Annotated in this window: 17 protein-coding genes; 16 read left to right on the top strand and 1 reads right to left on the bottom strand. The window is 46.7% G+C overall.

What is annotated here, in order from left to right:
• The first annotated feature begins 138 nt into the window (after window positions 1-138).
• The 7 genes from LIQ05_RS10365 to LIQ05_RS10335 all read left to right on the top strand — a co-directional run bounded on the left by LIQ05_RS10365 (window position 139) and on the right by LIQ05_RS10335 (window position 13,003).
• On the top strand, window positions 139-1,551 hold the full coding sequence (locus LIQ05_RS10365) for a 5-bromo-4-chloroindolyl phosphate hydrolysis family protein (protein ID WP_226820463.1): 1,413 nt from the start codon (window positions 139-141) through the stop codon (window positions 1,549-1,551).
• A gap of 103 nt (window positions 1,552-1,654) precedes the next feature.
• Window positions 1,655-2,806: a toxic anion resistance protein gene (locus tag LIQ05_RS10360; RefSeq protein ID WP_226820462.1), complete on the top strand. Its 1,152-nt coding sequence runs from the start codon at window positions 1,655-1,657 to the stop codon at window positions 2,804-2,806.
• A 74-nt stretch (window positions 2,807-2,880) separates the two neighbouring features.
• The gene (gene ispG, locus LIQ05_RS10355) at window positions 2,881-3,951 is read left to right on the top strand and encodes a flavodoxin-dependent (E)-4-hydroxy-3-methylbut-2-enyl-diphosphate synthase (RefSeq protein ID WP_226820461.1); all 1,071 of its coding nucleotides are present in this window, start codon (window positions 2,881-2,883) and stop codon (window positions 3,949-3,951) included.
• 28 nt (window positions 3,952-3,979) lie between these two features.
• Complete coding sequence (locus LIQ05_RS10350; protein WP_226820460.1) at window positions 3,980-8,503, top strand: PolC-type DNA polymerase III; 4,524 nt, start codon at window positions 3,980-3,982, stop codon at window positions 8,501-8,503.
• Between the two features lie 79 nt (window positions 8,504-8,582).
• Entirely contained in the window at window positions 8,583-10,541 is a 1,959-nt protein-coding gene (locus tag LIQ05_RS10345) for a fructose-1,6-bisphosphatase (RefSeq protein ID WP_226820459.1), read from the top strand.
• Between the two features lie 15 nt (window positions 10,542-10,556).
• Window positions 10,557-11,972 carry an amidophosphoribosyltransferase gene (locus LIQ05_RS10340; protein WP_226820458.1) on the top strand — a complete coding sequence of 472 codons (1,416 nt, stop codon included), beginning with the start codon at window positions 10,557-10,559 and terminating at the stop codon, window positions 11,970-11,972.
• A gap of 95 nt (window positions 11,973-12,067) precedes the next feature.
• On the top strand, window positions 12,068-13,003 hold the full coding sequence (locus LIQ05_RS10335; RefSeq protein WP_226820457.1) for a YARHG domain-containing protein: 936 nt from the start codon (window positions 12,068-12,070) through the stop codon (window positions 13,001-13,003).
• 92 nt (window positions 13,004-13,095) lie between these two features.
• Here the strand turns inward: LIQ05_RS10335 and LIQ05_RS10330 are convergent, their stop codons facing one another.
• A complete protein-coding gene (locus LIQ05_RS10330) occupies window positions 13,096-13,311 on the bottom strand; it encodes a helix-turn-helix domain-containing protein (protein WP_226820456.1) in 216 nt (71 codons plus the stop codon).
• A 256-nt stretch (window positions 13,312-13,567) separates the two neighbouring features.
• Here LIQ05_RS10330 and LIQ05_RS10325 point away from each other — a divergent pair, with 256 nt between their 5' ends.
• The 9 genes from LIQ05_RS10325 (at window position 13,568) to LIQ05_RS10285 (ending at window position 24,743) form a co-directional block, all read left to right on the top strand.
• Window positions 13,568-15,145, top strand: a complete 1,578-nt coding sequence (locus tag LIQ05_RS10325; protein WP_264292761.1) for a YifB family Mg chelatase-like AAA ATPase — start codon at window positions 13,568-13,570, stop codon at window positions 15,143-15,145.
• A gap of 92 nt (window positions 15,146-15,237) precedes the next feature.
• A complete protein-coding gene (dprA, locus tag LIQ05_RS10320; protein ID WP_226820455.1) occupies window positions 15,238-16,122 on the top strand; it encodes a DNA-processing protein DprA in 885 nt (294 codons plus the stop codon).
• Between the two features lie 75 nt (window positions 16,123-16,197).
• The gene (gene topA / locus LIQ05_RS10315) at window positions 16,198-18,276 is read left to right on the top strand and encodes a type I DNA topoisomerase (protein WP_226820454.1); all 2,079 of its coding nucleotides are present in this window, start codon (window positions 16,198-16,200) and stop codon (window positions 18,274-18,276) included.
• Between the two features lie 247 nt (window positions 18,277-18,523).
• Complete coding sequence (gene codY, locus LIQ05_RS10310; RefSeq protein ID WP_226820453.1) at window positions 18,524-19,309, top strand: GTP-sensing pleiotropic transcriptional regulator CodY; 786 nt, start codon at window positions 18,524-18,526, stop codon at window positions 19,307-19,309.
• Window positions 19,310-19,653: 344 nt separating this feature from the next.
• Window positions 19,654-19,938: a co-chaperone GroES gene (groES, locus tag LIQ05_RS10305; protein WP_226820452.1), complete on the top strand. Its 285-nt coding sequence runs from the start codon at window positions 19,654-19,656 to the stop codon at window positions 19,936-19,938.
• A 45-nt stretch (window positions 19,939-19,983) separates the two neighbouring features.
• Window positions 19,984-21,606: a chaperonin GroEL gene (gene groL / locus LIQ05_RS10300; protein WP_226820451.1), complete on the top strand. Its 1,623-nt coding sequence runs from the start codon at window positions 19,984-19,986 to the stop codon at window positions 21,604-21,606.
• Between the two features lie 318 nt (window positions 21,607-21,924).
• A complete protein-coding gene (locus LIQ05_RS10295) occupies window positions 21,925-22,431 on the top strand; it encodes a DUF6106 family protein (protein WP_226820450.1) in 507 nt (168 codons plus the stop codon).
• A gap of 81 nt (window positions 22,432-22,512) precedes the next feature.
• Window positions 22,513-23,970 carry an IMP dehydrogenase gene (gene guaB, locus LIQ05_RS10290; RefSeq protein ID WP_226820449.1) on the top strand — a complete coding sequence of 486 codons (1,458 nt, stop codon included), beginning with the start codon at window positions 22,513-22,515 and terminating at the stop codon, window positions 23,968-23,970.
• The gene (locus LIQ05_RS10285; RefSeq protein ID WP_226820448.1) at window positions 23,970-24,743 is read left to right on the top strand and encodes an N-acetylmuramoyl-L-alanine amidase family protein; all 774 of its coding nucleotides are present in this window, start codon (window positions 23,970-23,972) and stop codon (window positions 24,741-24,743) included. Before guaB ends, LIQ05_RS10285 begins: the two co-directional genes overlap by 1 nt.
• Window positions 24,744-24,844: the final 101 nt, after the last annotated feature.

Raw genomic sequence — 24,844 nt, 5'->3', positions numbered from 1 at the left:
GAAATTTCCGTGATTTTCCTGTGAAAAAGATGACGAAAAAGGATAATGTGTTTATATTTTATGTTGTCTTGTTTTTTGAAGGGGATTTTTGTATAATAATAAAACAGGCGTTATGAAATAAAATATCCGGAGGAAAAGATGGGATATAACGAATTTGATGAGCTTGGAGACAAGATCCAGGACATCATCGACAGTGCGATAAATGAGAAAAATTACCAGAAGCTGAGCCAGAGTATTAACCAGACGCTGAATAAGGCCATTGATAATGGAAGTGACGCCCTTCGGGATGCTCTGAACAATACGGTGGGAAGTGGGAAATACACCAATTACCGCAGCGGCGGCTCTTATGATTACAGGAAGAACCGGTCCTGGGATTTTCAGAAGGATGGGAATGGACAGGGAACTGGTTATCAGGGATATGCTGGCGCGAAAGGGAAGAATTCACGGAATGGGAATTCACAGAACTTTGGCTCCGGCAGACAAGATGCTGCTGGACAAAATACAAATCTGGCGCTGTATTCCCCGGCCAATGGGATTAAGGTAAAAGGGATTCTGAAGACTGTGTTTGGTGGGATTTTTACCGGAACCTTTGGAATTGCCACAATGGTGGTTGGTGGAATTGGAGCAGGTTTTGGTAACAGTGGTATGCTTGGACTTTCTGCTGTATTAGCTGTATTTACGGCTGCTAGTGGAGTCCTTCTCAGCCAGGGCTGTACCAGCCTTACCAGTTTAAGCCGCCGCAGCAAATACATTAAGGCTCTTGGCTGCCATACCTACTGTAATTTCCAGCAACTGGCCCAGGCCGTTGGAAAGCCGGTGAAATTTGTAAAAAAAGATATCAAACGTATGATCAGCAAAGGCTGGTTTTTGCAGGGACATGTTGATAAACAGGAGACCTGCCTGATCACAAGCAATGAAACCTATGACCAGTACGTAAGCACCCAGAAGCAGTTAGAAGAAAGAGACCGCCAGGAGGCAGTGCTTCGTCAGCAGGCAGAGGAAAGAAATCGCCAGGAAAATAGACTGCGTGAAGAGGCAGACACCCGGGCGCGGATGGAGGCAGATGAGAGAGCGAAGCTTTCCCCGGAAGTGCAGCAGGTTCTGGACAAGGGAAACGAATTCCTTTACAAGATCCGCCGTAGCAATGATGCCATTCCAGGAGAAGAGATTTCCAGAAAAATCTCCCGCATGGAACTGATCATAGCGAAGATTTTTGAACGGGCCAAGGCACACCCGGAGGTCATTCCGGATCTGAACCGTCTTATGGATTATTATCTTCCAATGACCGTGAAACTTCTGAATGCTTATGAAGAGATGGACAGTCAGCCGGTTCAGGGAGAGAATATTACTTCCTCCAAGAAAGAAATTGAGGAGACTATCGATACCCTGAATGTGGCTTTTGAGAAGCTTCTGGATTCCATATTTGAGGATACTGCCATAGATGTATCCAGTGACATTTCTGTGCTGAATACAGTTCTGGCACAGGAAGGGCTGACGGAAGATGAGCTTACCCGCATGAGAAGAGAAGCTGGAAAAAACAAACAAGTTTAGTAGATTGCCGGGCGTAAGCCTGGATTACGAATACATTCAGCAGTTACGAAACAACGAATGTCTGCTGGTAAATCCTGGCAGACCTATACACAAGGAGGATGCTATGGGAAACGAATTTACAGGTTTTGAAGATAACACACCTACACTGACATTGGAGCCGGTTCTGGATGAGCCGAAGGCAGAGGTGACCGTACAGCCGGAGGTAGAAGCTGTGAAAAAGGAGATGGAGCAGACCGTTCTTTCCCCGGAAGAGCAGCAGATGGTAGACAGCTTTGCTAAGAAGATCGACATTGAGAATACCAGCCAGATCCTTCAGTACGGTGCCGGAACCCAGAAGAAAATGGCTGATTTTTCCGACGCCGCTCTTGAAAATGTCCGCACACAGGATCTTGGTGAAGTAGGAGACCTGATCACCCAGGTTGTGGGGGAACTCCGGGATTTCGACGCCGCTGAGGAAGAGAAAGGTTTTCTTGGATTTTTCAAGAAACAGGGAAATAAGATCGAGAACATGAAGAACCGTTATGCCAAGGCAGAGGTAAATGTGCAGAAGATCACAACCTCTCTTCAGGATCATCAGATGCGTCTTATGAAGGACTCCGCAGTTCTGGAGAAAATGTATGCCCAGAATCTGAACTATTATAAAGAACTTACCATGTACATTCTTGCTGGAAAACAAAAGCTGCAGGAGGTACGGGAAGGCAGGTTAAAAGACCTGGAAGCCAAGGCAGCAGCCAGCGGACTTCCAGAGGATGCCCAGGAAGCCAAAGATCTGGACAGCAAATGCAACCGTTTTGAAAAGAAGCTTCATGATCTGGAACTGACCAGAACCATTTCCCTGCAGACAGCGCCGCAGATCCGTCTGGTTCAGAACAATGATACCCTTATGGTGGAAAAAATCCAGACAACTATTGTAAATACCATTCCGCTTTGGAAGAGCCAGATGGTGCTGGCACTTGGAATCGCCCATTCCACAGAAGCGGCCCAGGCCCAGCGCCAGGTAACAGACCTGACCAATGAGCTTCTGAAGAAGAATGCGGAGGCGCTTCACCTTGCATCCACAGAGACCGCCAGGGAATCCGAGCGTGGAATTGTGGACATTGAGACCCTGAAGCAGACCAACCAGGAGCTGATCGCCACTTTGGATGACGTTATGAACATCCAGAAGGAGGGACGCGCCAAGAGAGCCCAGGCAGAACTGGAAATGCGCAAGATGGAAGAAGATTTGAAGAATAAATTGTTGGAAATCCAGCATTAAATTGAAAAAAGCAGGGGTGTCACAGACATCCCTTTTGTGCCCTTTAAATATAGAAGAAATGTGAGGAACTACGTATGTACAGAGACCATACCAAAGTGATCCAGATAGGAAATAAAAAGATTGGAGGCGGGAACCCTATCCTGATCCAGTCCATGACCAATACAAAAACAGAAGATGTACAGGCAACTGTAGAACAGATCCTTGCCCTGGAAGCAGCAGGCTGCGACATTATCCGCTGCGCCGTACCCACCATGGAAGCTGCCAAAGCCCTGAAAGAGATCAAAAAGCAGATCCACATTCCTCTGGTAGCAGACATTCATTTTGATTACCGTCTTGCCATTGCAGCCATGGAAAACGGTGCTGACAAGATCCGCATCAATCCAGGAAATATTGGAAGCACAGAGCGGATCAAAGCCGTCGTGGATGTGGCAAAAGAGCGTAATATTCCTATCCGTGTAGGGGTAAACAGCGGTTCCCTGGAAAAAGAGCTGGTGGAGAAATATCACGGTGTTACGGCAGAAGGCCTGGTAGAAAGTGCTCTTGACAAGGTGCATATTATCGAAGAACTGGGGTACAGCAATCTGGTGATCAGCATCAAATCTTCTGATGTTATGATGTGCGCCAAGGCTCACGAGCTGATCGCAAAACAGACCAATTATCCGCTCCACGTGGGAATTACAGAGGCGGGAACCCTTTATTCCGGTAATATCAAATCCGCTATGGGACTTGGCATTATTTTATATCAGGGAATCGGTGACACCATCCGTGTTTCCCTGACCGGTGCTCCTCTTGAGGAGGTAAAATCCGCCAAACGTATTCTGAAAACCCTTGGACTCCGCAAAGGAGGCGTGGAAGTCGTTTCCTGTCCAACCTGCGGCCGTACCCAGATCGATCTGATCGGTCTTGCCAATAAAGTTGAAACTATGGTGCAGGATATCCCTCTTGACATTAAGGTTGCCGTTATGGGCTGCGTGGTAAATGGACCAGGAGAAGCGAAAGAGGCAGATATCGGAATCGCAGGTGGTGTAGGCGTAGGTCTTCTGATCAAAGGCGGCGAGATTGTGAAGAAGGTACCGGAGGATCAGCTGTTGGATACTTTGAGAGAAGAATTGATGAATTGGGATAACAATAAGACTCAGGAGTAATAACAAACAGAAGGTGTATATTTTATAAATGGAAAAAGAATTTTTTGACGTATTTCCAAGCTTAAAACTGAAACAGGAATTAAGTGAACTTCTGGAAGATGTGATCGTCACCAAAGTAGCCTGTAACTCAGCCAAAACCTGTGTCCGCGTCTACTTAAGAAGCGACCGCTGGATCCACAAAAAGCACATTTTCAGCCTGGAAGAGCAGATCAAGAGACAATGCTTTCCAGGACTTGAGGTAAGTGTGAAGGTAATCGAGAAGTTTCATTTGTCCAGACAGTACACGCCGAAGAATTTCCTGGATACCTACCGCTCCAGTATGGAGCTGGAGCTTCGCAATTATAATATGCTGGAGTACAACCTGTTCAAACAGGCCCAGATCACGTTTCCAGAGGATGACTGCCTGAACATGGTGCTCCCGGATTCTGTGATCTCCAGACAGAAAAGCGAGATCCTGATCGAATACCTTCATAAGGTATTCTGCGAGCGTTGCGGAATGGACCTGAAGGTTTCCATGGATTATGTACAGACGGAGGAGAGCAAATACCGCAAGAATGCGGCCATTCAGATCCGCCAGGAAGTGGCAAATGTGCTGAAGCACGCCAAGCTTTCCACAGAAGGAGAAGGGGTGGCACCGGCTCCTGCGGCAGAGAAAAAAGCTGGAAAAGGGGAAGCAGAGGGCAAGACCGCCGCTGCCAAGACGGAGAAAAAAGCTGCAGCCCAGGAAAAGAAGCCTTTCGAGAAAAAGCCATTCGAGAAGAAGGGAAAATGGGGCGATTTCCGTGGAGGCTTCCGAAAGGATCCAAACCCAGATGTTATTTATGGAAGGGATTTCGAGGACGAGCCAATTCCACTGGAAAATATTGTACAGGAAATGGGAGAGGTGATCATTCGCTGCCAGGTTATGGATGTGGAAGCAAGGGAAATCCGAAACGAAAAGACCATCCTGATCTTTCCGGTTACAGATTTCACAGATTCCATCACAGTGAAAATGTTCCTGCGCAACGAGCAGGTGCCGGAGATCAAAGAACATGTGAAAAAAGGCGCCTTCCTGAAAATCAAAGGAGTCACTTCCATCGACCGTTTCGACGGGGAGCTGACCATCGGCTCTATTTCCGGAATTAAGAAAATTTCCGATTTCCGTAGCTCAAGGGTAGATACCAGTCCACAGAAACGTGTGGAGCTTCACTGTCATACCAAGATGAGCGACATGGATGGTGTAACGGAGGCTAAGGCCCTGGTAAAACGTGCCTATGAGTGGGGACATCCTGCCATTGCCATCACAGACCATGGTGTGGTACAGGCGTTCCCGGAGGCAAACCACTGCTTTGATGCATGGGGCGGCTGTGTACCAAAAGACTCTGACTTCAAGGTGCTTTACGGTATGGAAGCCTACCTGGTAGACGATCTGAAAGGTATGGTCACCAACCCTAAGGGACAGTTCTTAGATGGAAGATTCGTCGTTTTTGATATCGAGACCACCGGATTTTCCCCACTTACCTGTAAGATCATCGAGATTGGTGCTGTACTGGTGGAAAATGGAAAGATCACAGACCGTTTTTCCACATTTGTCAATCCACAGGTGCCAATTCCTTTTCGAATTGAGCAGCTGACCAGCATCAATGATAGTATGGTAATGGATGCCCGTCCAATTGAAGAAATTTTACCGGAATTTCTGAAATTCTGTGAAGGAGCTACCATGGTAGCCCACAACGCAGATTTTGATATGAGCTTTATTATAGAGAATTGCAACCGCATGGGAATCCCAAATGATTTTACCTATGTGGATACGGTAGGTATGGCAAGATTCCTGTTGCCGTCGCTGAACCGGTTTAAGCTGGATACAGTTGCCAAGGCCGTTGGTGTTTCTCTGGATCACCATCACCGTGCAGTGGATGATGCAGAGTGTACCGCTCGTATTTTTGAGAAATTCGTAGAAATGTGCCGGGAAAGAGACATTACAGACGTAGACCAGCTCAATGAACAGGGAAAAATTTCCCCTGATACGATTAAGAAGCTGCCTACCTACCATGCCGTTATTTTCATGCGTAATGAGACTGGGCGTATCAATCTGTATAAGCTGGTAAGCCAGTCCCATATTAAGTATTTTAACCACAGACCCCGTGTGCCGAAGAGCGTGTTCGAGGCACATAGGGAGGGACTTCTCATTGGAAGTGCCTGCGAAGCCGGCGAGCTTTACCAGGCTCTTTTACGAAACGCACCGGAACAGGAAATCGCAAGGCTGGTAAGCTTTTACGATTATCTGGAAATCCAGCCTCTTGGGAACAATATGTTCATGATCGAGGATGAGAAGAACGATACCATCCACTCCAAGGAAGACCTGATCGAGATCAACAAAAAGATCGTGAAGCTGGGAGAGCAGTTCCACAAGCCGGTTGTGGCTACCTGTGATGTCCATTTCATGGATCCCCAGGATGAGATCTACCGCCGTATCATCATGGCAGGAAGCGGTTTCAAGGATGCAGACAACCAGGCGCCTCTTTATCTTCGCACCACCGAAGAAATGCTGGAGGAGTTTTCCTATCTGGGAAGCGAGAAGGCAGAGGAAGTGGTAATTACAAATACCGTGAAGATAGCGGATATGATAGAGAAAATGTCCCCCATCCATCCTGACAAATATCCGCCGGTCATTGAGAATTCTGACCAGGACTTAAAGGATATGTGTTTCCAGAAGGCACATGAAATGTATGGGGAGGTTCTTCCAAAAATCGTGGAAGAGCGTCTGGACAAGGAGCTGAACTCTATTATTTCCAATGGATATGCGGTGATGTATATCATTGCCCAGAAGCTGGTGTGGAAGTCCAATGCAGACGGTTATCTGGTAGGTTCCCGAGGTTCTGTTGGATCCTCTCTGGCAGCCACCATGTCTGGTATTACAGAGGTTAATCCTTTGCCGCCGCATTATCTTTGCCCAAATCCGGAGTGCAAGTACAGTGATTTTGATTCCCCGGAGATTAAGAAATTTGCAGGTATGGCAGGATGCGATATGCCAGACCGGATCTGCCCAAAATGCGGCACCAGGATGACAAAACAGGGCTTTGACATTCCTTTTGAGACCTTCCTTGGATTTAAAGGTGACAAGGAGCCTGATATTGACCTGAATTTCTCAGGAGAATATCAATCCAATGCCCATCATTATACAGAGGTTATATTCGGAAAAGGCCAGACCTTTAAGGCGGGGACCATCGGTACCCTTGCAGATAAGACCGCATTCGGATATGTGAAGAACTATTTTGAAGAGCGGGGACAGCATAAGCGTTCCTGTGAGATCAACCGGATTGTACAGGGCTGTACCGGTATCCGGCGAAGCACTGGCCAGCACCCTGGAGGAATTATCGTACTCCCTATGGGAGAGGAAATAGAGAAATTTACCCCGGTCCAGTACCCGGCAAACGATTCCAGCAGTGGATTTATTACTACCCATTTTGATTACCACTCCATTGATGGAAACCTGCTGAAGCTGGATATTCTTGGACATGATGATCCCACCATGATCCGTACCCTTGAGGATATGACAGATTTAAATGCAAGAGAGGTCCCTCTTGATGATAAGGCGGTCATGTCATTATTTGCCAGCACCGAAGCTCTTGGAATAGAGCCTAAGGATATCGGCGGCTGTAAGCTGGGCTGCCTTGGAATTCCAGAGTTTGGTACTGATTTTGCCATGCAGATGCTGATCGATACCAAGCCGAAATACTTTTCCGACCTGATCCGTATTGCGGGGCTTTCCCACGGTACGGATGTTTGGCTGGGAAATGCCCAGACTCTGATCGAAGAAGGAAAGGCTACTATTTCTACAGCAATCTGTACCCGTGATGATATTATGATCTATCTTATTGGCCAGGGAGTGGAGAGTGGTCTTGCCTTTACCATCATGGAGAGTGTCCGTAAGGGAAAAGGGCTCCGTGACGAATGGATCACTACCATGAAGGAACACGGCGTTCCAGACTGGTACATCTGGTCCTGTAAGAAAATCAAATATATGTTTCCGAAGGCCCATGCAGCGGCTTACGTTATGATGGCCTACCGAATCGCCTGGTTCAAGGTGTTCCAGCCGCTGGCTTACTACGGGGCATATTTTAGTATCCGTGCTACCGCCTTTTCCTATGAGCTGATGTGTATGGGAAAAGAAAAGCTGGAGTTTTATATGGCGGAGATCCGTAAGAAGGGAGATACTGCGTCCAAGAAAGAGCAGGATACCCTGAAGGATATGCGTATTGTCCAGGAAATGTATGCAAGAGGCTATGATTTCATGCCGATTGATATTTACCGGGCAAAGGCACATCGTTTCCAGATCATAGAGGGCAGGCTGATGCCGTCTATTGACTCTATAGAAGGTCTTGGAGATAAGGCTGCGGATGCTGTTGTGGACGCAGCTGTACAGGGAAGATTCCTTTCCAAGGATGATTTCCGCGACCGGACCAAGGTCAGCAAGACCGTAATTGATCTGATGGATAAGCTTGGGCTGTTTGGGGATATTCCACAGTCCAACCAGATTTCGCTGTTTGATTTTTCAACGAATGCTGGTTAAATGAGAAAAATATGATGTCTTTGATTGTACCCTCCCTCCGGGGATGGGCAGTCGGGCTGCTTGCAAAACAGGAGGTTTCATGAAGACAGAAGAACTGCGCTACCTACAACGTCTGGCAGAGCTTTACCCTACCATTGGGAAGGCTTCCACAGAGATCATCAACCTTCAGTCTATTCTTAATCTGCCAAAGGGCACCGAGCATTTCCTCTCTGACATCCACGGAGAGTACGAGGCTTTTTCCCATGTGCTCCGAAACGGTTCCGGTGCAGTGCGTAAGAAGATAGACGATGTATTCGGACATACCTTAAGCAACAGTGACAAACGTTCCCTGGCAACCCTTGTGTATTATCCCAAGGAGAAGATTGCCTATGTGAAAAAGACAGAGACGGACATGGAGAACTGGTACAAGATCACCTTGTACCGCCTCATTGAAGTGTGCAAGACAACCGCCTCCAAGTATACCAGATCCAAGGTGCGAAAGGCCCTTCCGGCTGACTATGCCTATGTGATCGAAGAGCTGATCACGGAGAAAGCGGAGGTCCTGGATAAAGAGGCTTATTACGATTCCATTGTGGATACCATCATCGATATTGGAAGGGCAGAGAATTTTATCATTGCCCTTGCAGAGCTGATCCAGAGGCTGGTCGTAGACCATCTTCATGTATTGGGAGACATTTACGACAGAGGCCCGGGTCCTCACTTTATTATGGACCGCCTGATGGAGTACCATTCCCTGGATATCCAGTGGGGAAACCATGATGTGGTGTGGATGGGAGCTGCTGTGGGACAGGCAGCCTGCATGGCAACGGTGATCCGGAACAGCATCCGTTATGGCAACCTGGACATTCTGGAAGATGGCTATGGGATCAATATGATGCCCCTTGCCGCTTTTGCAATGGAAGTGTATGGAGATGATCCCTGTGAGGTTTTCGAGGTTCACGGAAATCCTTCCAATTACAATGCACTTGAGAAGGAACTGAGCCGGAAAATGCACAAGGCCATTTCCATGATCCAGTTTAAGCTGGAGGGAGCCCTGGTCAGGGAGCGTCCTGATTTTCACATGGAAAACCGGTGCGTGCTGGAAGGCATTGATCCTGGGAATGGTACGGTCCGTCTGCTGGATGGAAGTGTGCATAAGCTTCTGGACTGCCATTTTCCAACCATTGACTGGGAGCATCCCTATGAGCTGACAAACGGGGAAAAAGAGGTGATAGAGCGTCTGATCTCTGGCTTTCGCAACTGCGAGAAGCTTCAGAATCACATGCAGCTTCTCCTGGACAAAGGCGGCCTTTATAAGACTTATAACGGCAACCTTTTGTTCCATGGAAGCATTCCGCTGAATGAAAATGGAACATTAAAAGAAGTTGAGATTTACGGTGAGACTTGTAAAGGCAAGGCACTTTATGATAAACTGGAAGCCTACGTGAGAAAGGCATTTTTTACCGTAGATGAGAAGGAAAAGAAGGCAAGCCAGGATATTTTGTGGTATATCTGGGCCGGACCTAATTCCCCACTATATGGAAAAGATAAAATGACTACCTTCGAGCGTTATTTTATCGCAGATAAAGAGACACACAAGGAGAAAAAGAATGCCTACTATCACCTCTGGGAGAAAGAAGAGGTGGTAAACCGTATGCTGGAAGAATTCGGACTGGATCCGGAGGAAGGGCATATTATCAATGGCCATGTGCCGGTACATCAGCTGGAGGGAGAGAATCCAGTGAAATGTAATGGCAAGGTGATCGTAATTGACGGTGGTTTCTGCGAGGCATACCGGAATGTGACCGGTATTGCCGGATATACTCTTGTTTATAGTTCCTATGGCTTGAGCCTGACTGCACATGAGCCTTTTACTTCAGCAGAAGATGCAGTAGCGACCGAGCGGGACATTGTGTCAAACCGTGTGGCGGTCCGCTACAATCCAAGACGTGCCCTTGTTGGGGATACGGATAACGGTAAGGCACTGAAAGAACGAATTCAGGAGCTGAAACAGCTTTTGGATGCCTACAGAAAAGGCGTTATAAAGGAGAAAAAATAAGGAGACTAAGGAAAAATGGGTGGAATTTTTGGTGTTGCGTCAAAGTCTGATTGTGTAATGGATCTGTTTTTTGGAATTGATTATCACTCCCATCTGGGTACCAGGAGAGGTGGAATGGCTGTATACAGCAGAAGTGCCGGGTTTGACCGCGTAATTCACAATATTGAGAACTCTCCGTTCCGTACTAAGTTTGACAAGGATGTGGCAGAGATGGAGGGAAATCTTGGAATCGGCTGTATTTCCGATAATGAACCACAGCCCCTTCTGGTGCGCTCCCATCTTGGAAATTTTGCAATTACTACAGTTGGTAAAATCAACAATATAGAAGCTTTGGTGGAGAAATGCTTTAAAGATGGGCACACCCATTTTCTGGAGATGAGCGGCGGCAGCGTGAACCCCACAGAGGTGACTGCGGCGCTGATCAATCAGAAGGACAGTATTGTGGAGGGAATCCGGTATGCACAGGAGATGATCGAGGGTTCCATGACACTTCTTCTTATGACTGGGGAGGGAATTTATGCTGCCCGCGACCGGTATGGACGGACCCCTCTGGTAATCGGTAAGAAAGAGGAGGCATGCTGCGTTTCCTTTGAAAGTCACGCTTATATTAATCTTGGGTATGAAGATCTGAAGGAGCTGGGACCGGGAGAAATCGACTTTATTACTCCGGAGGGAGTACAGGTGCTCCAGAAGCCTGGAGACAAAATGCGGATCTGTTCTTTCCTGTGGGTATATTATGGGTATCCTACCTCTACCTATGAGGGCGTAAACGTGGAAGAAATGCGCTATAAGTGCGGCGATATCCTGGCTGGAAGAGATGTGGGAGAGGTAAATCCGGACCTGGTAGCAGGTGTGCCGGATTCGGGGATTGCACATGCCATTGGTTATGCCAACCGTTCTGGAGTGCCATTTGCCCGTCCGTTTATTAAATATACCCCTACCTGGCCAAGATCTTTTATGCCTACACAGCAGAGCCAGCGAAACCTGATTGCCAGAATGAAGCTGATCCCGGTACATAGACTGATTAAGGATAAGAGCCTTCTTATGATCGATGACTCCATTGTAAGGGGTACCCAGCTTCGGGAGACTACCGAATTCCTCTATAATAATGGTGCCAGGGAAGTGCACATCCGTCCGGCATGTCCACCGCTTTTATATGGCTGCAAGTACCTGAACTTTTCACGTTCCAAGTCTGAGATGGACCTGATCACAAGACGGATCATTGCAAAGCGTGAGGGGGACAATGTGTCCGATCAGATCCTGCAGGATTATGCAAATCCGGATTCCACCAATTATAAGGAAATGCTGGAAGAGATCCGCAAGGAACTGAATTTTACCTCATTGAAATACCATCGTCTGGATGACCTGAAGAAGTCCATTGACATTGAGCCATGCAAGCTTTGTACCTATTGCTGGAATGGACAGGAATAAGTGTTACTAAGGAGAAAAGAGACAGGCAGAGAGTAATTCGTTATTGTTTTGGTGGTGAACAGTAACAGGAATTCTTTTACTGGAGGTGACCGTTTTTGAAAAAACACAACAAGGATATACTAAAAGCAACCCTGTTTGCGCTGATCGCCATATTTGTTATGGTAGGGATCGCTGGAATTCTGTATGCAAACCATAAAAAGAAAATTCAAAAAGAGCAGCAGAAGAAGGCTGCCATTGAAGCACTGGAAAAGGTGCCAACTGTGACACCAACTCCTGCGGCAACGGCAACGCCTACACCGGAGCCCACTGCTACGGTAACCCCCACTCCGGTGATCACCCGCGCACCTGCTTTTATGGCAAATGATTATTTGGGAACCTGGTACAGTAAGAATGGTCTGGTATGCCTTAGTATAGATGATCTTACCTTGAAGTCTGTTACCTTTACGTTTTCCCAGGCAAGTGACAGTGAAGGTACCAGGGTTTCAGAAGCTTCTGATACTGCAAAGGTTGCTGGAAATGCGGCGAAGCTGGACTTTACAGATTCCTGGGGAAATCAGGTAAGCGGCAATATGACCTTTGACCAGGGAAAGCTTTATCTGCGCCTGGATACTACTGTAACAGCTGATGGGGCAGGAATGGCCCCGAAGGTGGATGGCGTGATGACAAGGGAGAAGGCGGCAGCGGCAGCTACGGCTACCCCTACTGTAGCTGCACCGGAGGAGAGCAAAGACATTTCCGGCAGAGATTACATATTCCCGGACAGCGACAGCCGCTATCTTACAGATGAGGATCTGGCGGGATATTCCTCTGATCAGCTGGAACTGGCGAAAAATGAGATTTATGCGCGCCATGGAAGAAAGTTTGTAACACAAAGGATCGCAGATTATTTTAACAGCAAATCCTGGTATAAGGGAACTGAAGATCCGGAGACCTTTGATGATAACCAGGGGGATATTTTTAACGAGTACGAAGTGGCCAATATCTCCAAGATCGCGGATACAGAGAAACTGCTTCGAAGCCAGGGCAAGTAGCTTTGGATGGGAAAATGAAATGTTGAAAACAAGAAATGAGGGGGACACCAGTCCCCCTCATTTTGGCATGTAACGGTTCGGCTTCCTCACAGTTACTTTTGCATTTTTTTATTGTCGGTGCGTCCAACCAGATAGTCAATACTGGTCTCGTAGTAATTGGCAAGACGAATCAGCATTTCAATTGGGATATTCCTGGAGCCGGTTTCGTAATGGGAATAGGAACGCTGGCTGATATGCAGGATATCACTGATCTGTTTCTGGGACAGGTCGGCGTCTGTCCGAAGGTCCTGAATTCTCTGAAATTTCATTGGTTCACCTCTTTTTCTTCTGTGGAATTCCCTTTGGAGAATCCTTTCCGAAAGTATAAATCAGAACGAAATGCACTATTGCAATTCAGAGCAAAATGGGCTATAATGAATTTTGTATATCTTTTAAGCATGTCTTTAGGGTCTGGTTTCCAGGCAGACCAGCAGCATTTTTATAACTGTGCAGTATTTTCACAGTTATCATTTTTTGATCTTTTGTTCGTTTTTATTCCAGAGAAGTTTTTGATGGCAGAATGGTTTGAAATACGGGGACAGACTGTATCTGCAGAAAGGAATAAGATTGTTTGCAAGCGTTTTATCAGCGGCAATTTCCGGTATGGAGGTATGCCCGGTCCAGGTGGAAGCGGATGTAAGTGACGGGCTTCCCTGTTTCACCATGGTTGGATTTCCAAGTACCCAGGTGAGAGAAGCCCAGGACAGAGTGCGTACTGCGCTGAAAAATAATGGAATCAGTCTGCCGCCCAAGAAGGTAACGGTAAATCTGGCACCGGCAGATCTGAAAAAAGAGGGGGCAGGATTTGACCTGCCGGTAGCTGCGGCGGTTCTGGCAGCAGCGGGATTTCTTGATCCAAAGCTTCTTAAGGGGGTTCTGGTAGTGGGAGAACTAAGCTTAAATGGAGAGGTGCGAAGCGTTTCTGGTGTGCTGCCAAGAGTGATTCGGGCCAGGGAGCTTGGCTGCCGGTATTGCATGATCCCTTTGGGAAATTTTGAGGAAGCTGCTTTGGTGCGGGATATGAAGGTGGTTGGTGTCCGCAATATTGGGGAGGTTCTGAAATTCGTTTCGGATCCGGAGACTTTTGAAAAAGAAAGGATGCATTCTGAAGAAGAGCGGGATGGTAGTATTACAGAGACCGGCCCGGTGGATTTTTCTGAGATCTGTGGGCAGGAAAGTGCCAGAAGAGCGGCTGAAATTGCGGTAAGCGGGTTTCACAATATTTTGTTCATCGGTCCGCCGGGCGCTGGCAAAACCATGCTGGCGAAGCGGATTCCTACTATTATGCCGTCCCTCACTTTTGAAGAAAGTCTGGAACTTACGAAAATTTACAGTATTGCAGGGCTTTTAAGTCAAAAAAGACCGCTGATCCAGGTACGGCCTTTTCGAAATCCCCACCATACCAGCTCGTCTGCATCTCTGGCTGGAGGCGGCAGAATTCCAGGACCAGGGGAGGTGACACTGGCGCACAGGGGAGTGCTGTTTCTGGATGAAATGCCGGAGTTTACAAGAAGAAGCCTGGAGGTACTGCGCCAGCCCCTTGAGGACAAGCAGATCCAGCTTTCCAGGGCCAGTGGGACCTATGTGTTTCCAGCCGGGTTTATATTGGTGGCAGCCATGAACCCCTGTCCCTGCGGGTATTATCCCGACACGAATAAATGCAGATGTACACCTGGAGAGGTCAGCCATTATCTTCATAAGCTTAGTCAGCCCCTTCTTGAGCGGATCGATCTTTGTGCAGATGTGCCTCCTGTGAATTTTTCCCAGATTTCAGGGGAGAAACCGGGGGAAAGCTCGGCCGTTATCCGGAAAAGGGTGGAAAAAGCAAGGAAAATACAGCAGAAACGTTATGAAAAGGAGAAAATCTGTTTTAACGGGGAACTGTCTGGAAAACAGATCCAGAAATATTGTGTGCTGACGGAACATGCCCTTCAGGTGGCAAAAGATGCCTTCCAGCTTATGGCGCTCAGCGCAAGATCTTACCACCGGATACTGAAGGTTTCCAGGACCATTGCAGACATGGAGGGGGAGGAGCTGATACATACGAGACATGTTGCGGAGGCTCTTACCTATAAAGCGTTTGATAAGAAGTATAAAGGCTGAATGCGTTTGCAGCGTTTGAGAGCCTGTTAAATAGCTGCCTGGTTTTTTTTATATTTTAATTCATAAAAATGCAGGTCAGGAGGTATTTTAGTATGGAAGCAATCCCTAAGATCAAGTGTGTAACCATAGAAAACCCGGCATTTCCGGAGCGGCTGCGAAAGCTTTCCGGGATGCCAAAAAAACTGTACTACATCGGAAACCTGCCAGATCCGAAAAAGCCCTCCGCAGCGGTGATTGGTGCCCGCATGTGCAGTCCTTACGGCAGATGCCAGGCTTTCAAATATGCCAGGACCATGGCGAAGTATGGGGTACAGATTATCAGCGGCCTGGCCAGAGGAATTGATGCAGAAGGACATAAGGGGGCACTTGATACAGATACCCCTACTTTTGCAGTACTGGGAAGTGGTGTGGATGTATGTTATCCAAAATCCAACAGGTGGCTTTATCAGCGGATCCTGGAGAAAGGCGGCGGGATCATCAGCGAGCTTCCGCCAGGTTCTCCGCCTATGAACTGGGCGTTTCCCGCAAGAAACCGGATCATCAGCGGACTTTCTGATGCAGTTCTTGTGGTGGAGGCAAAGGAACAAAGCGGTTCCCTGATTACGGCAAACTTTGCCTTGGAGCACGGGCACAGTGTTTATGCCCTTCCAGGGGCGGTAACAGAGGAGCTGAGCCGGGGCTGCAACAAGCTGATCTTTGACGGTGCAGGAATTGCCTACAGCCCGGAAATCATGCTTATGGAATGGGGAATCGAAGCAAAAAACACCCCTCAAAATATGGAAAAAAAGAAGTTGGGGCTTGCGCCGGATTTGGATTTGGTGTATAGTGGTCTCGATTTACGACCTGAAAACCTGGATGATCTGATACGAAAAACAGGCTTTTCAGCGGCAAAAGTCAGCGCTCTTCTTACGGAACTTCAGCTTATGGGGCTCGTAGGAGAGACAGGCAGACAGTACTACAGATTATCAGGGGGATAATCTGCAGTAACGATTTTTGATCTAAAGTAACTGTGCAGGTAAGACGCAGTTACAATACAAAGTAGGAGAGGTAGTATGGCTAAATATCTGGTGATAGTGGAGTCACCTGCAAAAGTAAAGACAATTAAGAAGTTTCTTGGGGCAAATTATGAAGTAGAGGCGTCTAACGGACATGTTCGTGATTTTCCCAAGAGTCAGTTTGGAATAGATGTAGAAAACGATTTCGAGCCTAAATACATTACCATTCGTGGAAAAGGAGAGCTGCTTGCCAAGCTTCGCAAGGCTGCCAAGAAGGCCGATAAGATTTATCTGGCAACTGACCCCGACCGTGAAGGAGAGGCAATCTCCTGGCATCTGATGCAGGCTTTGAAGGAAAATCCGGAGAAAATGCACCGAATTACCTTCAATGAGATCACAAAGACTGCAGTCAAGGATTCCCTGAAGCATGCAAGAGGACTGAATATGAATCTTGTGGATGCACAGCAGGCGCGAAGAATGCTGGACCGTATGGTTGGTTACACCATCAGCCCCCTTCTGTGGGCCAAGGTAAAGCGTGGCTTAAGTGCCGGCCGTGTACAGTCTGTTGCACTTCGTATCATCTGTGACCGGGAGGAGGAGATCAACTCTTTTATCCCGGAAGAGTATTGGAGCCTGAATGGTGAATTTCTGGTAGATGGAGAGAAAAAACCTCTGGAAGCCAAGTTCTATGGAACAGACAAAAAGATGGATATCCATAACAGGGCTGAAATGGAGGAAATCCTTAAGAGGCTTGAAAACGAAGAATATGAGATTTCTGAAGTAAAAAAAGGAGAGCGGGTCAAAAATGCGCCTCTTCCGTTTACTACCAGTACTCTGCAGCAGGAGGCATCCAAGACTTTGAATTTTTCCACCCAGAAGACCATGCGTCTGGCGCAGCAGCTTTATGAAGGTATTGACGTCAAGGGCAGCGGCACCGTGGGTGTGATCACATATCTTCGTACAGATTCTACCCGTATTTCCGACGAGGCAGATGCAGCTGCGAGAAGCTATATTGATAGCCAGTATGGAGAGAACTATGTGGCAGAGTCCGCCAAGGCAGTGAAGAAGGGGCAGAAGATCCAGGATGCCCATGAGGCCATCCGTCCAACTGACATCAGCCGTACACCTGTACAGATAAAAGAATCCCTTACAAGAGACCAGTTCCGTCTCTACCAGCTGATCTGGAAGCGTTTCGTAGCAAGCCGTATGGCACCAGCCAGATATGAAACCACCTCTGTAAAGGTGGCAGCTGGCGGGTATGCCTTTACCGTATCTGCTTCCAGGGTAGCATTTGACGGTTTCCTTTCTGTCTATATGCAGGAAGAGGACACGAAGAAGGGGAATGTGTTAAGCCAGAGCCTGACCAGGGGCATGAAGCTGAAACTGAAAGAATTAAAGCCAGAGCAGCATTTTACCCAGCCGCCGGCACATTATACAGAGGCTTCCCTGGTAAAGACTATGGAAGAACTTGGCATTGGACGTCCAAGTACCTATGCACCGACGATCACCACCATTATCAGCCGCCGTTATGTTTCAAAGGAGCAGCGTAATCTTTATGTGACAGAGCTTGGTGAGGTGGTAAACAGCATTATGAAGCAGGCATTTCCAAGTATTGTGGATGTGAATTTCACCGCTACTATGGAAGGACTTTTGGACTGTGTGGAGAATGGTACTGTACAGTGGAAGACCGTTGTGCGTAATTTCTATCCAGACCTGAAGCATGATGTGGATGCGGCCCAGGAGGAACTGGAGAAGGTTGACATTCATGATGAGGAAACCGATGTAGTCTGTGATAACTGTGGCCGCCATATGGTGATCAAATATGGTCCTCATGGAAGATTTCTGGCATGTCCTGGATTCCCGGAGTGCAGAAACACCAAGCCTTATTATGAGAAGATCGGCGTAGCCTGCCCGAAGTGCGGCAAGGAAGTCGTTTTGAAGAAGACGAAGAAGGGCCGTAAATACTATGGCTGTGAGGATAATCCGGAGTGTGACTTTATGTCCTGGCAGAAGCCGTCTGCCAAGAAGTGTCCGGTATGCGGAAGCTATATGGTCGAGAAGGGAAATAAACTGGTGTGCAGCCAGGAAACCTGCGGCTATGTGGAAGCCAGGCCAAAAGACGAAAACGAAAATTAAACTTACGTGGAAAGGGGTTCCTTTTTGTGCCGACACAAGAAGGAGCCCCTTTGTTCCTGTGTGCTGGGCAGGTGTTATGCAAAAATATTACTGCTGTTGTTTGGTGAATAGTTCCAAAAACGCAATATTTTCAGAAAAGCTAAACAAAATTGAAAAATAGTAAAAAATAGCTTGTAAATAGTTCGAAAAACGTGTAGTATTAGGGTAACAAGTGAATTTAACGGAACAAAAGCGAAGGGAGGACAAAATGAGCGTTCAGTTACTTGATAAAACAAGAAAAATCAATAAGCTTCTGCATAACAGCAGTTCCAGTAAGGTGGTTTTTAATGATATCTGCCAGGTTCTGATGGATACCTTAAGTTCCAATATCCTGGTTCTCAGTAAGAAGGGGAAGGTACTCGGCGTTAGTTTCTGCCCCGGTGTTGAGGAAATCCGGGAACTGATAGCTGATGAGGTGGGCGGTCATGTTGATCCTCTGCTGAATGAGAGATTTTTAGGTGTTTTATCCACCAAGGAGAATGTGAATCTCCAGACACTTGGTTTTGAGCATGTTTCCAGCAGCTATCAGGGAATCATCAATCCTATCGATATTGCAGGAGAGCGCCTTGGAACAGTATTTATGTACCGCAAGGACCGTCCGTATGACATTGAGGATATTATTGTCAGTGAATATGGCACCACAGTAGTGGGACTTGAGATGATGCGTGCTGTACATGAGGAGAATGCGGAGGAAGACCGGAAGAAACAGGTTGTGAAATCTGCCTTTAATACTCTTTCTTTCTCTGAACTGGAAGCAATCATCCATATCTTCGATGAGCTTGACGGGGATGAGGGAATCCTTGTTGCAAGTAAGATCGCGGACAGAGTAGGCATTACCAGATCTGTGATCGTAAATGCACTCCGTAAATTTGAAAGTGCAGGTGTGATTGAGTCAAGATCCTCCGGTATGAAAGGAACCTATATCAAAGTCCTCAATGAAGTGATCTTTGATGAACTGGAAGAAATCAAGGCACAGAGAAATAAAAAGTCCTGATAGATCTCAAAAATGAAATTGGATAAATTGTACACAGAAGAACTGCTTTCCACAAGAAAAGAGGGGAAGCAGTTCTTTTTTCGCGGGCAACTGGCCAAACTCCCAGAGTATGTTGATCTCAGTATCACAGACCAGGCAAAAAATTTCAGAAAATTATCAAAGTGAGAAAATGAGAGAAAAAGAGAGAATAAAAGAGTATAGAAAAGAATATACTTAAATACACCACAATGAAAAGAGTTGCACAAAATCACAGAATTAAATAATATAATGGACAGTGATTAGCACTCAGCAATAATGAGTGCTAGTAAAGAAAAGAGAAACAATTCTAAAGGAGGACATAGATCATGAAATTAGTTCCATTAGGTGACAGAGTTGTATTAAAACAGTTAGAAGCAGAAGAGACAACAAAATCCGGTATCGTTCTTCCAGGACAGGCACAGGAGAAACCGCAGCAGGCAGAAGTAATCGCTGTAGGACCTGGCGGAGTAGTAGATGGCAAAGAAGTTAAGATGGAAGTTGCAGCCGGCGACAAGGTTATCTATTCCAAATATTCAGGAACAGAGGTTAAGCTTGACGGTGAAGAGTATATCGTTGTAAAACAGAGCGACATTCTTGCAATTGTGAAATAATTGAATATCATAGTAAATAACTTGAAATCAGGAGGATGATCAATCATGGCAAAAGAGATTAAATATGGTGCAGAAGCCAGAACCGCATTAGAGGCTGGTGTAAATAAACTTGCTGATACTGTCAGAGTAACACTTGGACCGAAAGGAAGAAACGTAGTACTTGACAAACAGTTCGGTGCTCCGCTTATTACAAACGACGGTGTTACAATTGCAAAAGAGATCGAGCTTGAGGACGCTTTTGAGAACATGGGTGCCCAGCTGATTAAAGAAGTTGCATCCAAGACAAACGATGTAGCTGGTGATGGTACTACAACAGCTACTGTACTTGCCCAGGCGATGGTACATGAAGGAATGAAGAACTTAGCAGCAGGTGCAAATCCGATCGTTATGAGACGCGGTATGAAAAAAGCTACAGACGCTGCTGTAGAAGCAATCAAGAACATGAGCCAGAAAGTAAGCGGAAAGAAACAGATCGCAAACGTTGCATCTATTTCCGCTGGCGATAAAGAAGTTGGAGAGCTTGTTGCAAACGCAATGGAGAAGGTTTCCAACGACGGTGTTATCACAGTAGAAGAGTCCAAGACCATGCACACAGAGCTTGATCTTGTAGAAGGTATGCAGTTCGACCGTGGATATATTTCTGCGTACATGTCCACTGATATGGAGAAGATGGAAGCAAACCTTGAGGATCCATACATTCTGATCACAGACAAGAAGATCTCCAATATCCAGGAGGTTCTTCCGTTACTGGAGCAGATCGTACAGGCTGGTGCAAAACTTCTGATCATCGCTGAGGATGTTGAGGGTGAGGCTCTTACCACTCTGATCGTAAACAAATTAAGAGGAACCTTCCAGGTAGTAGCAGTCAAAGCTCCCGGCTATGGTGACAGAAGAAAAGAAATGCTTCAGGATATTGCAATCCTCACAGGCGGTACTGTAATTTCTGACGAAGTAGGTCTGGAACTGAAGGACGCTACAATGGCTCAGTTAGGACGTGCAAAATCCGTTAAAGTTGCAAAAGAGACAACTGTTATCGTTGATGGTATGGGAGATAAAGAGGCAATCGCTAACCGTGTTGCCCAGATCCGTGCCCAGATCGAGGAGACAAAATCTGATTTCGATAGAGAAAAACTTCAGGAAAGACTTGCAAAACTTGCAGGCGGCGTAGCTGTCGTTCGTGTTGGTGCAGCTACTGAGACAGAGATGAAAGAAGCAAAACTCCGTATGGAAGATGCTCTTGCAGCTACCAGAGCAGCAGTTGAAGAAGGAATCATTGCAGGCGGCGGTTCCGCATACATCCACGCTTCCAAAGAGGTTGCAAAACTTGCAGCTGCTCTTGAGGGAGATGAGAAGACTGGTGCAAATATCATCCTGAAAGCACTGGAAGCTCCGCTGTTCCGCATCGCAGCAAACGCTGGTCTGGAAGGCGCAGTTATCATCAACAAAGTAAGAGAGTCTGAGCCAGGTGTTGGATTCGATGCTCTGAACGAGAAATATGTAAACATGGTAGACGAGGGAATCCTTGATCCTGCAAAGGTTACAAGAAGTGCCCTTCAGAACGCAACAAGCGTTGCTTCTACTTTGCTTACAACTGAGTCTGTTGTTGCAAGCATCAAAGAAGACGCTCCGGCAATGCCAGCAGGCGGCCAGGGCATGGGAATGATGTAATTTCCAGCAATAGTAAAACAGAGTGAAAAGTGTTACTATAGCGAACGCTTCTTTACGAAAAATTTAGAATTCATAAGGGTCGGTGTCATAGACGCTGGCCCTTTTGTGTATACGAAAAGCTAATATTCCGCGAGGTGTTTGGTGTGAGCAAAGCTCACAAAAAACCCGAGAACCTTGGCGCGAAATCATGCGAAAGCATGATTTCTGTGCATCGCGAAGCGTTTTCCTGTGAACATAGTTCACAGGAAACCTTTTATGTGCTATACTTAAATTAAATTCGCTGTAAGAGACAGCAATAAAACAAAGGAGAATAGTAATATGAGCGATTTGTATTCAGAGCTGCTTGTGAAAAAAGAGCGGACCGCAAAAGACAGGCTGGTAAAAGGTGGCATCATTGCATTGATCGTGCTTTTTGTACTGGCTGGCCTTTTTATCATGCCGTTGCTTCTAATCGTGGCCATTGTACTTGGCGTCTGTGCCTATCTCTTCATTTTTCCGGGGACGGACCTGGAATTTGAGTACCTGTTTGTAAACGGAGAGCTTGACATTGACAAGATCATGGCAAAATCCAAAAGAAAAAGGGTAAAAAGCCTGAACATCACAGAATGTGACATTATGGCACCGCTTAACTCCCACAGAATGGACTATTACAACAGCAACCAGAAGCTGAAGGTACAGGATTTTTCCTCCGGTAATCCGGAACATAGGCGCTTTGCAATCATTTGCCGTGATGGTGCAGATACCTGTAAGGTGATCATTGAACCAGATGAAATACTAGCAAAAACCATGAGAAATACTGCTCCAAGCAAAGTATTTTTAGACTAATTTACTAGATTGACACATTTTTAGTTTTTTGCTACACTAATCTACAAACCAAAGACACAATAAGACAAGGGAGGAAAAGCAATGGGTATTATCATTGGTGAAGGCATTACTTTCGATGACGTCCTTTTAGTTCCGGCGTACTCTAAAGTAATCCCGAATCAGGTCGACGTTTCAACTTACCTTACAAAGAAGATTAAACTGAACATTCCTATGATGAGTGCAGGAATGGATACCGTTACGGAGTACAATATGGCAATTGCCATGGCACGCCAGGGCGGTATCGGTATCATTCATAAGAACATGTCTATTGAAGCTCAGGCAGACGAGGTAGACAAGGTTAAACGTTCTGAGAATGGTGTTATCACAGATCCATTTTTCTTATCTCCGGAGCATACCTTAAAGGATGCCAATGACTTAATGGCAAAATACCGTATTTCCGGTGTCCCGATCACAGAAGGTAAGAAGTTAGTAGGTATCATTACTAACCGTGATCTGAAATTTGAGACAGATTTCAGCAAGAAGATTAAAGAGTCCATGACATCTGAAGGTCTTATCACAGCAAAGGAAGGCATTACCTTAGATGAGGCGAAAGCAATCCTTGCGAAATCCCGTAAAGAGAAATTACCCATTGTAGATGATGATTTCAATTTAAAAGGACTTATCACCATCAAGGATATTGAGAAACAGATCAAATATCCTTTGGCTGCTAAGGACGAGCAGGGACGTCTTCTCTGTGGTGCCGCTGTTGGTATTACTGCCAACGTGCTTGCCCGTGTAGACGCACTTGTGAAGGCGAATGTTGACGTGATCGTTGTGGATTCCGCCCATGGTCATTCAGAGAATATCCTTCGTGCAGTAAGAGAAATCAAGGCCGCATATCCGGAGCTGCAGGTTATCGCAGGAAACGTTGCTACAGGAGCTGCTACCAAGGCCCTGATCGACGCTGGTGTAGATGCAGTTAAGGTTGGTATCGGACCTGGTTCTATCTGTACTACCCGTGTGGTTGCTGGTATTGGTGTACCGCAGATCACAGCCGTTATGGATTGCTATGAGGTTGCCAAGAGATATGGCATTCCGATCATTGCAGACGGCGGTATCAAGTATTCTGGTGATGTTACCAAGGCAATTGCAGCTGGTGCAAATGTTTGTATGATGGGAAGTATGTTCGCCGGATGCGATGAGAGTCCGGGAACCTTCGAGTTATACCAGGGAAGAAAATATAAAGTATACCGTGGAATGGGATCTATTGCCGCCATGGAGAATGGAAGCAAGGACCGCTACTTCCAGGAGAATGCCAAGAAGCTTGTTCCAGAAGGCGTGGAAGGACGTGTTGCATACAAGGGACACCTTGAGGATACCGTATTCCAGCTGATTGGAGGACTTCGTTCCGGTATGGGTTACTGTGGAGCAGAGAACATTGAAGCTCTGAAGCAGAACGGTAAATTCGTAAAGATTTCCGCTGCTTCCCTGAAAGAGTCTCACCCACATGACATTCACATTACAAAAGAAGCACCGAACTACAGTGTGGATGATAAATAATGAAAAGAAAATCAGCAAGGCCGTCTTTTTCAAGGCGGCCTTCTTTTCACAAAAGAGAAAAATTGGATAAGGCAGGCAGAATCCGTCAGAGAAACCAAAGAGTGGCATTTTTGGTGTTCCTGCTGCTTCTGTTCCTGACCGGAATCATTATTTTGGTGGTCAGACATGGACAGAAGCAGCAGGAAAATACAGAGACCTCACAGGAGGCAGATGAAGGCGAGCACTATGGACCAGAAGAATGGATGGCAGAGGGTGCGCCCTACATAGATGTGCAGCTGCTGACGCCCAATGAATATTCCAGACCACAGCTGCCTTTAAACCAGGTTGATTACATAGCCATTCACTATACGGCCAATCCAGGGGCGACAGCCCAGAATAACCGGGATTATTTTGAAAATCTGGCAATCTCCCATGAGGCTAAAGTGAGCAGCCATTTTGTTGTGGGGCTGGAGGGGGATGTGATCCAGTGTATTCCTACTTCGGAGATGTCCTATGCCACCAATTCCCGGAATATGGACAGTATCTCTATTGAGTGCTGTCATATGGATGATACCGGAGCGTTTGGGCAGGCAACCTATGATTCTGTGGTAAGGCTTGCGGCCTGGCTTTGTGCCCGCTTCGGGCTGACCTCGGAGCAGGTGATCAGGCACTATGATGTGACAGGCAAGGATTGCCCCAAGTATTATGTGGACCACCCGGATGCGTGGGAGCAGATGAAAGCGGATATCAGCGCACAGATCACAGTAGATCAGGGATTGATGGGAATTTCCTAGAGCGTGTCCGAAAAAGGCTTTCTGCAAAATATACCGCAAAGTGAGGCATGCAGAGTGCTGCCGTGAAGGGTGTGAACCTTAACACCAAAAAAATTGTATAT

This window comes from Blautia glucerasea, from assembly GCF_020537505.1.
Taxonomy (GTDB): domain Bacteria; phylum Bacillota; class Clostridia; order Lachnospirales; family Lachnospiraceae; genus Blautia_A.
Note: the sequence above shows the minus strand (reverse complement) of the source record. Positions and strands in the feature narration are given on the sequence as shown.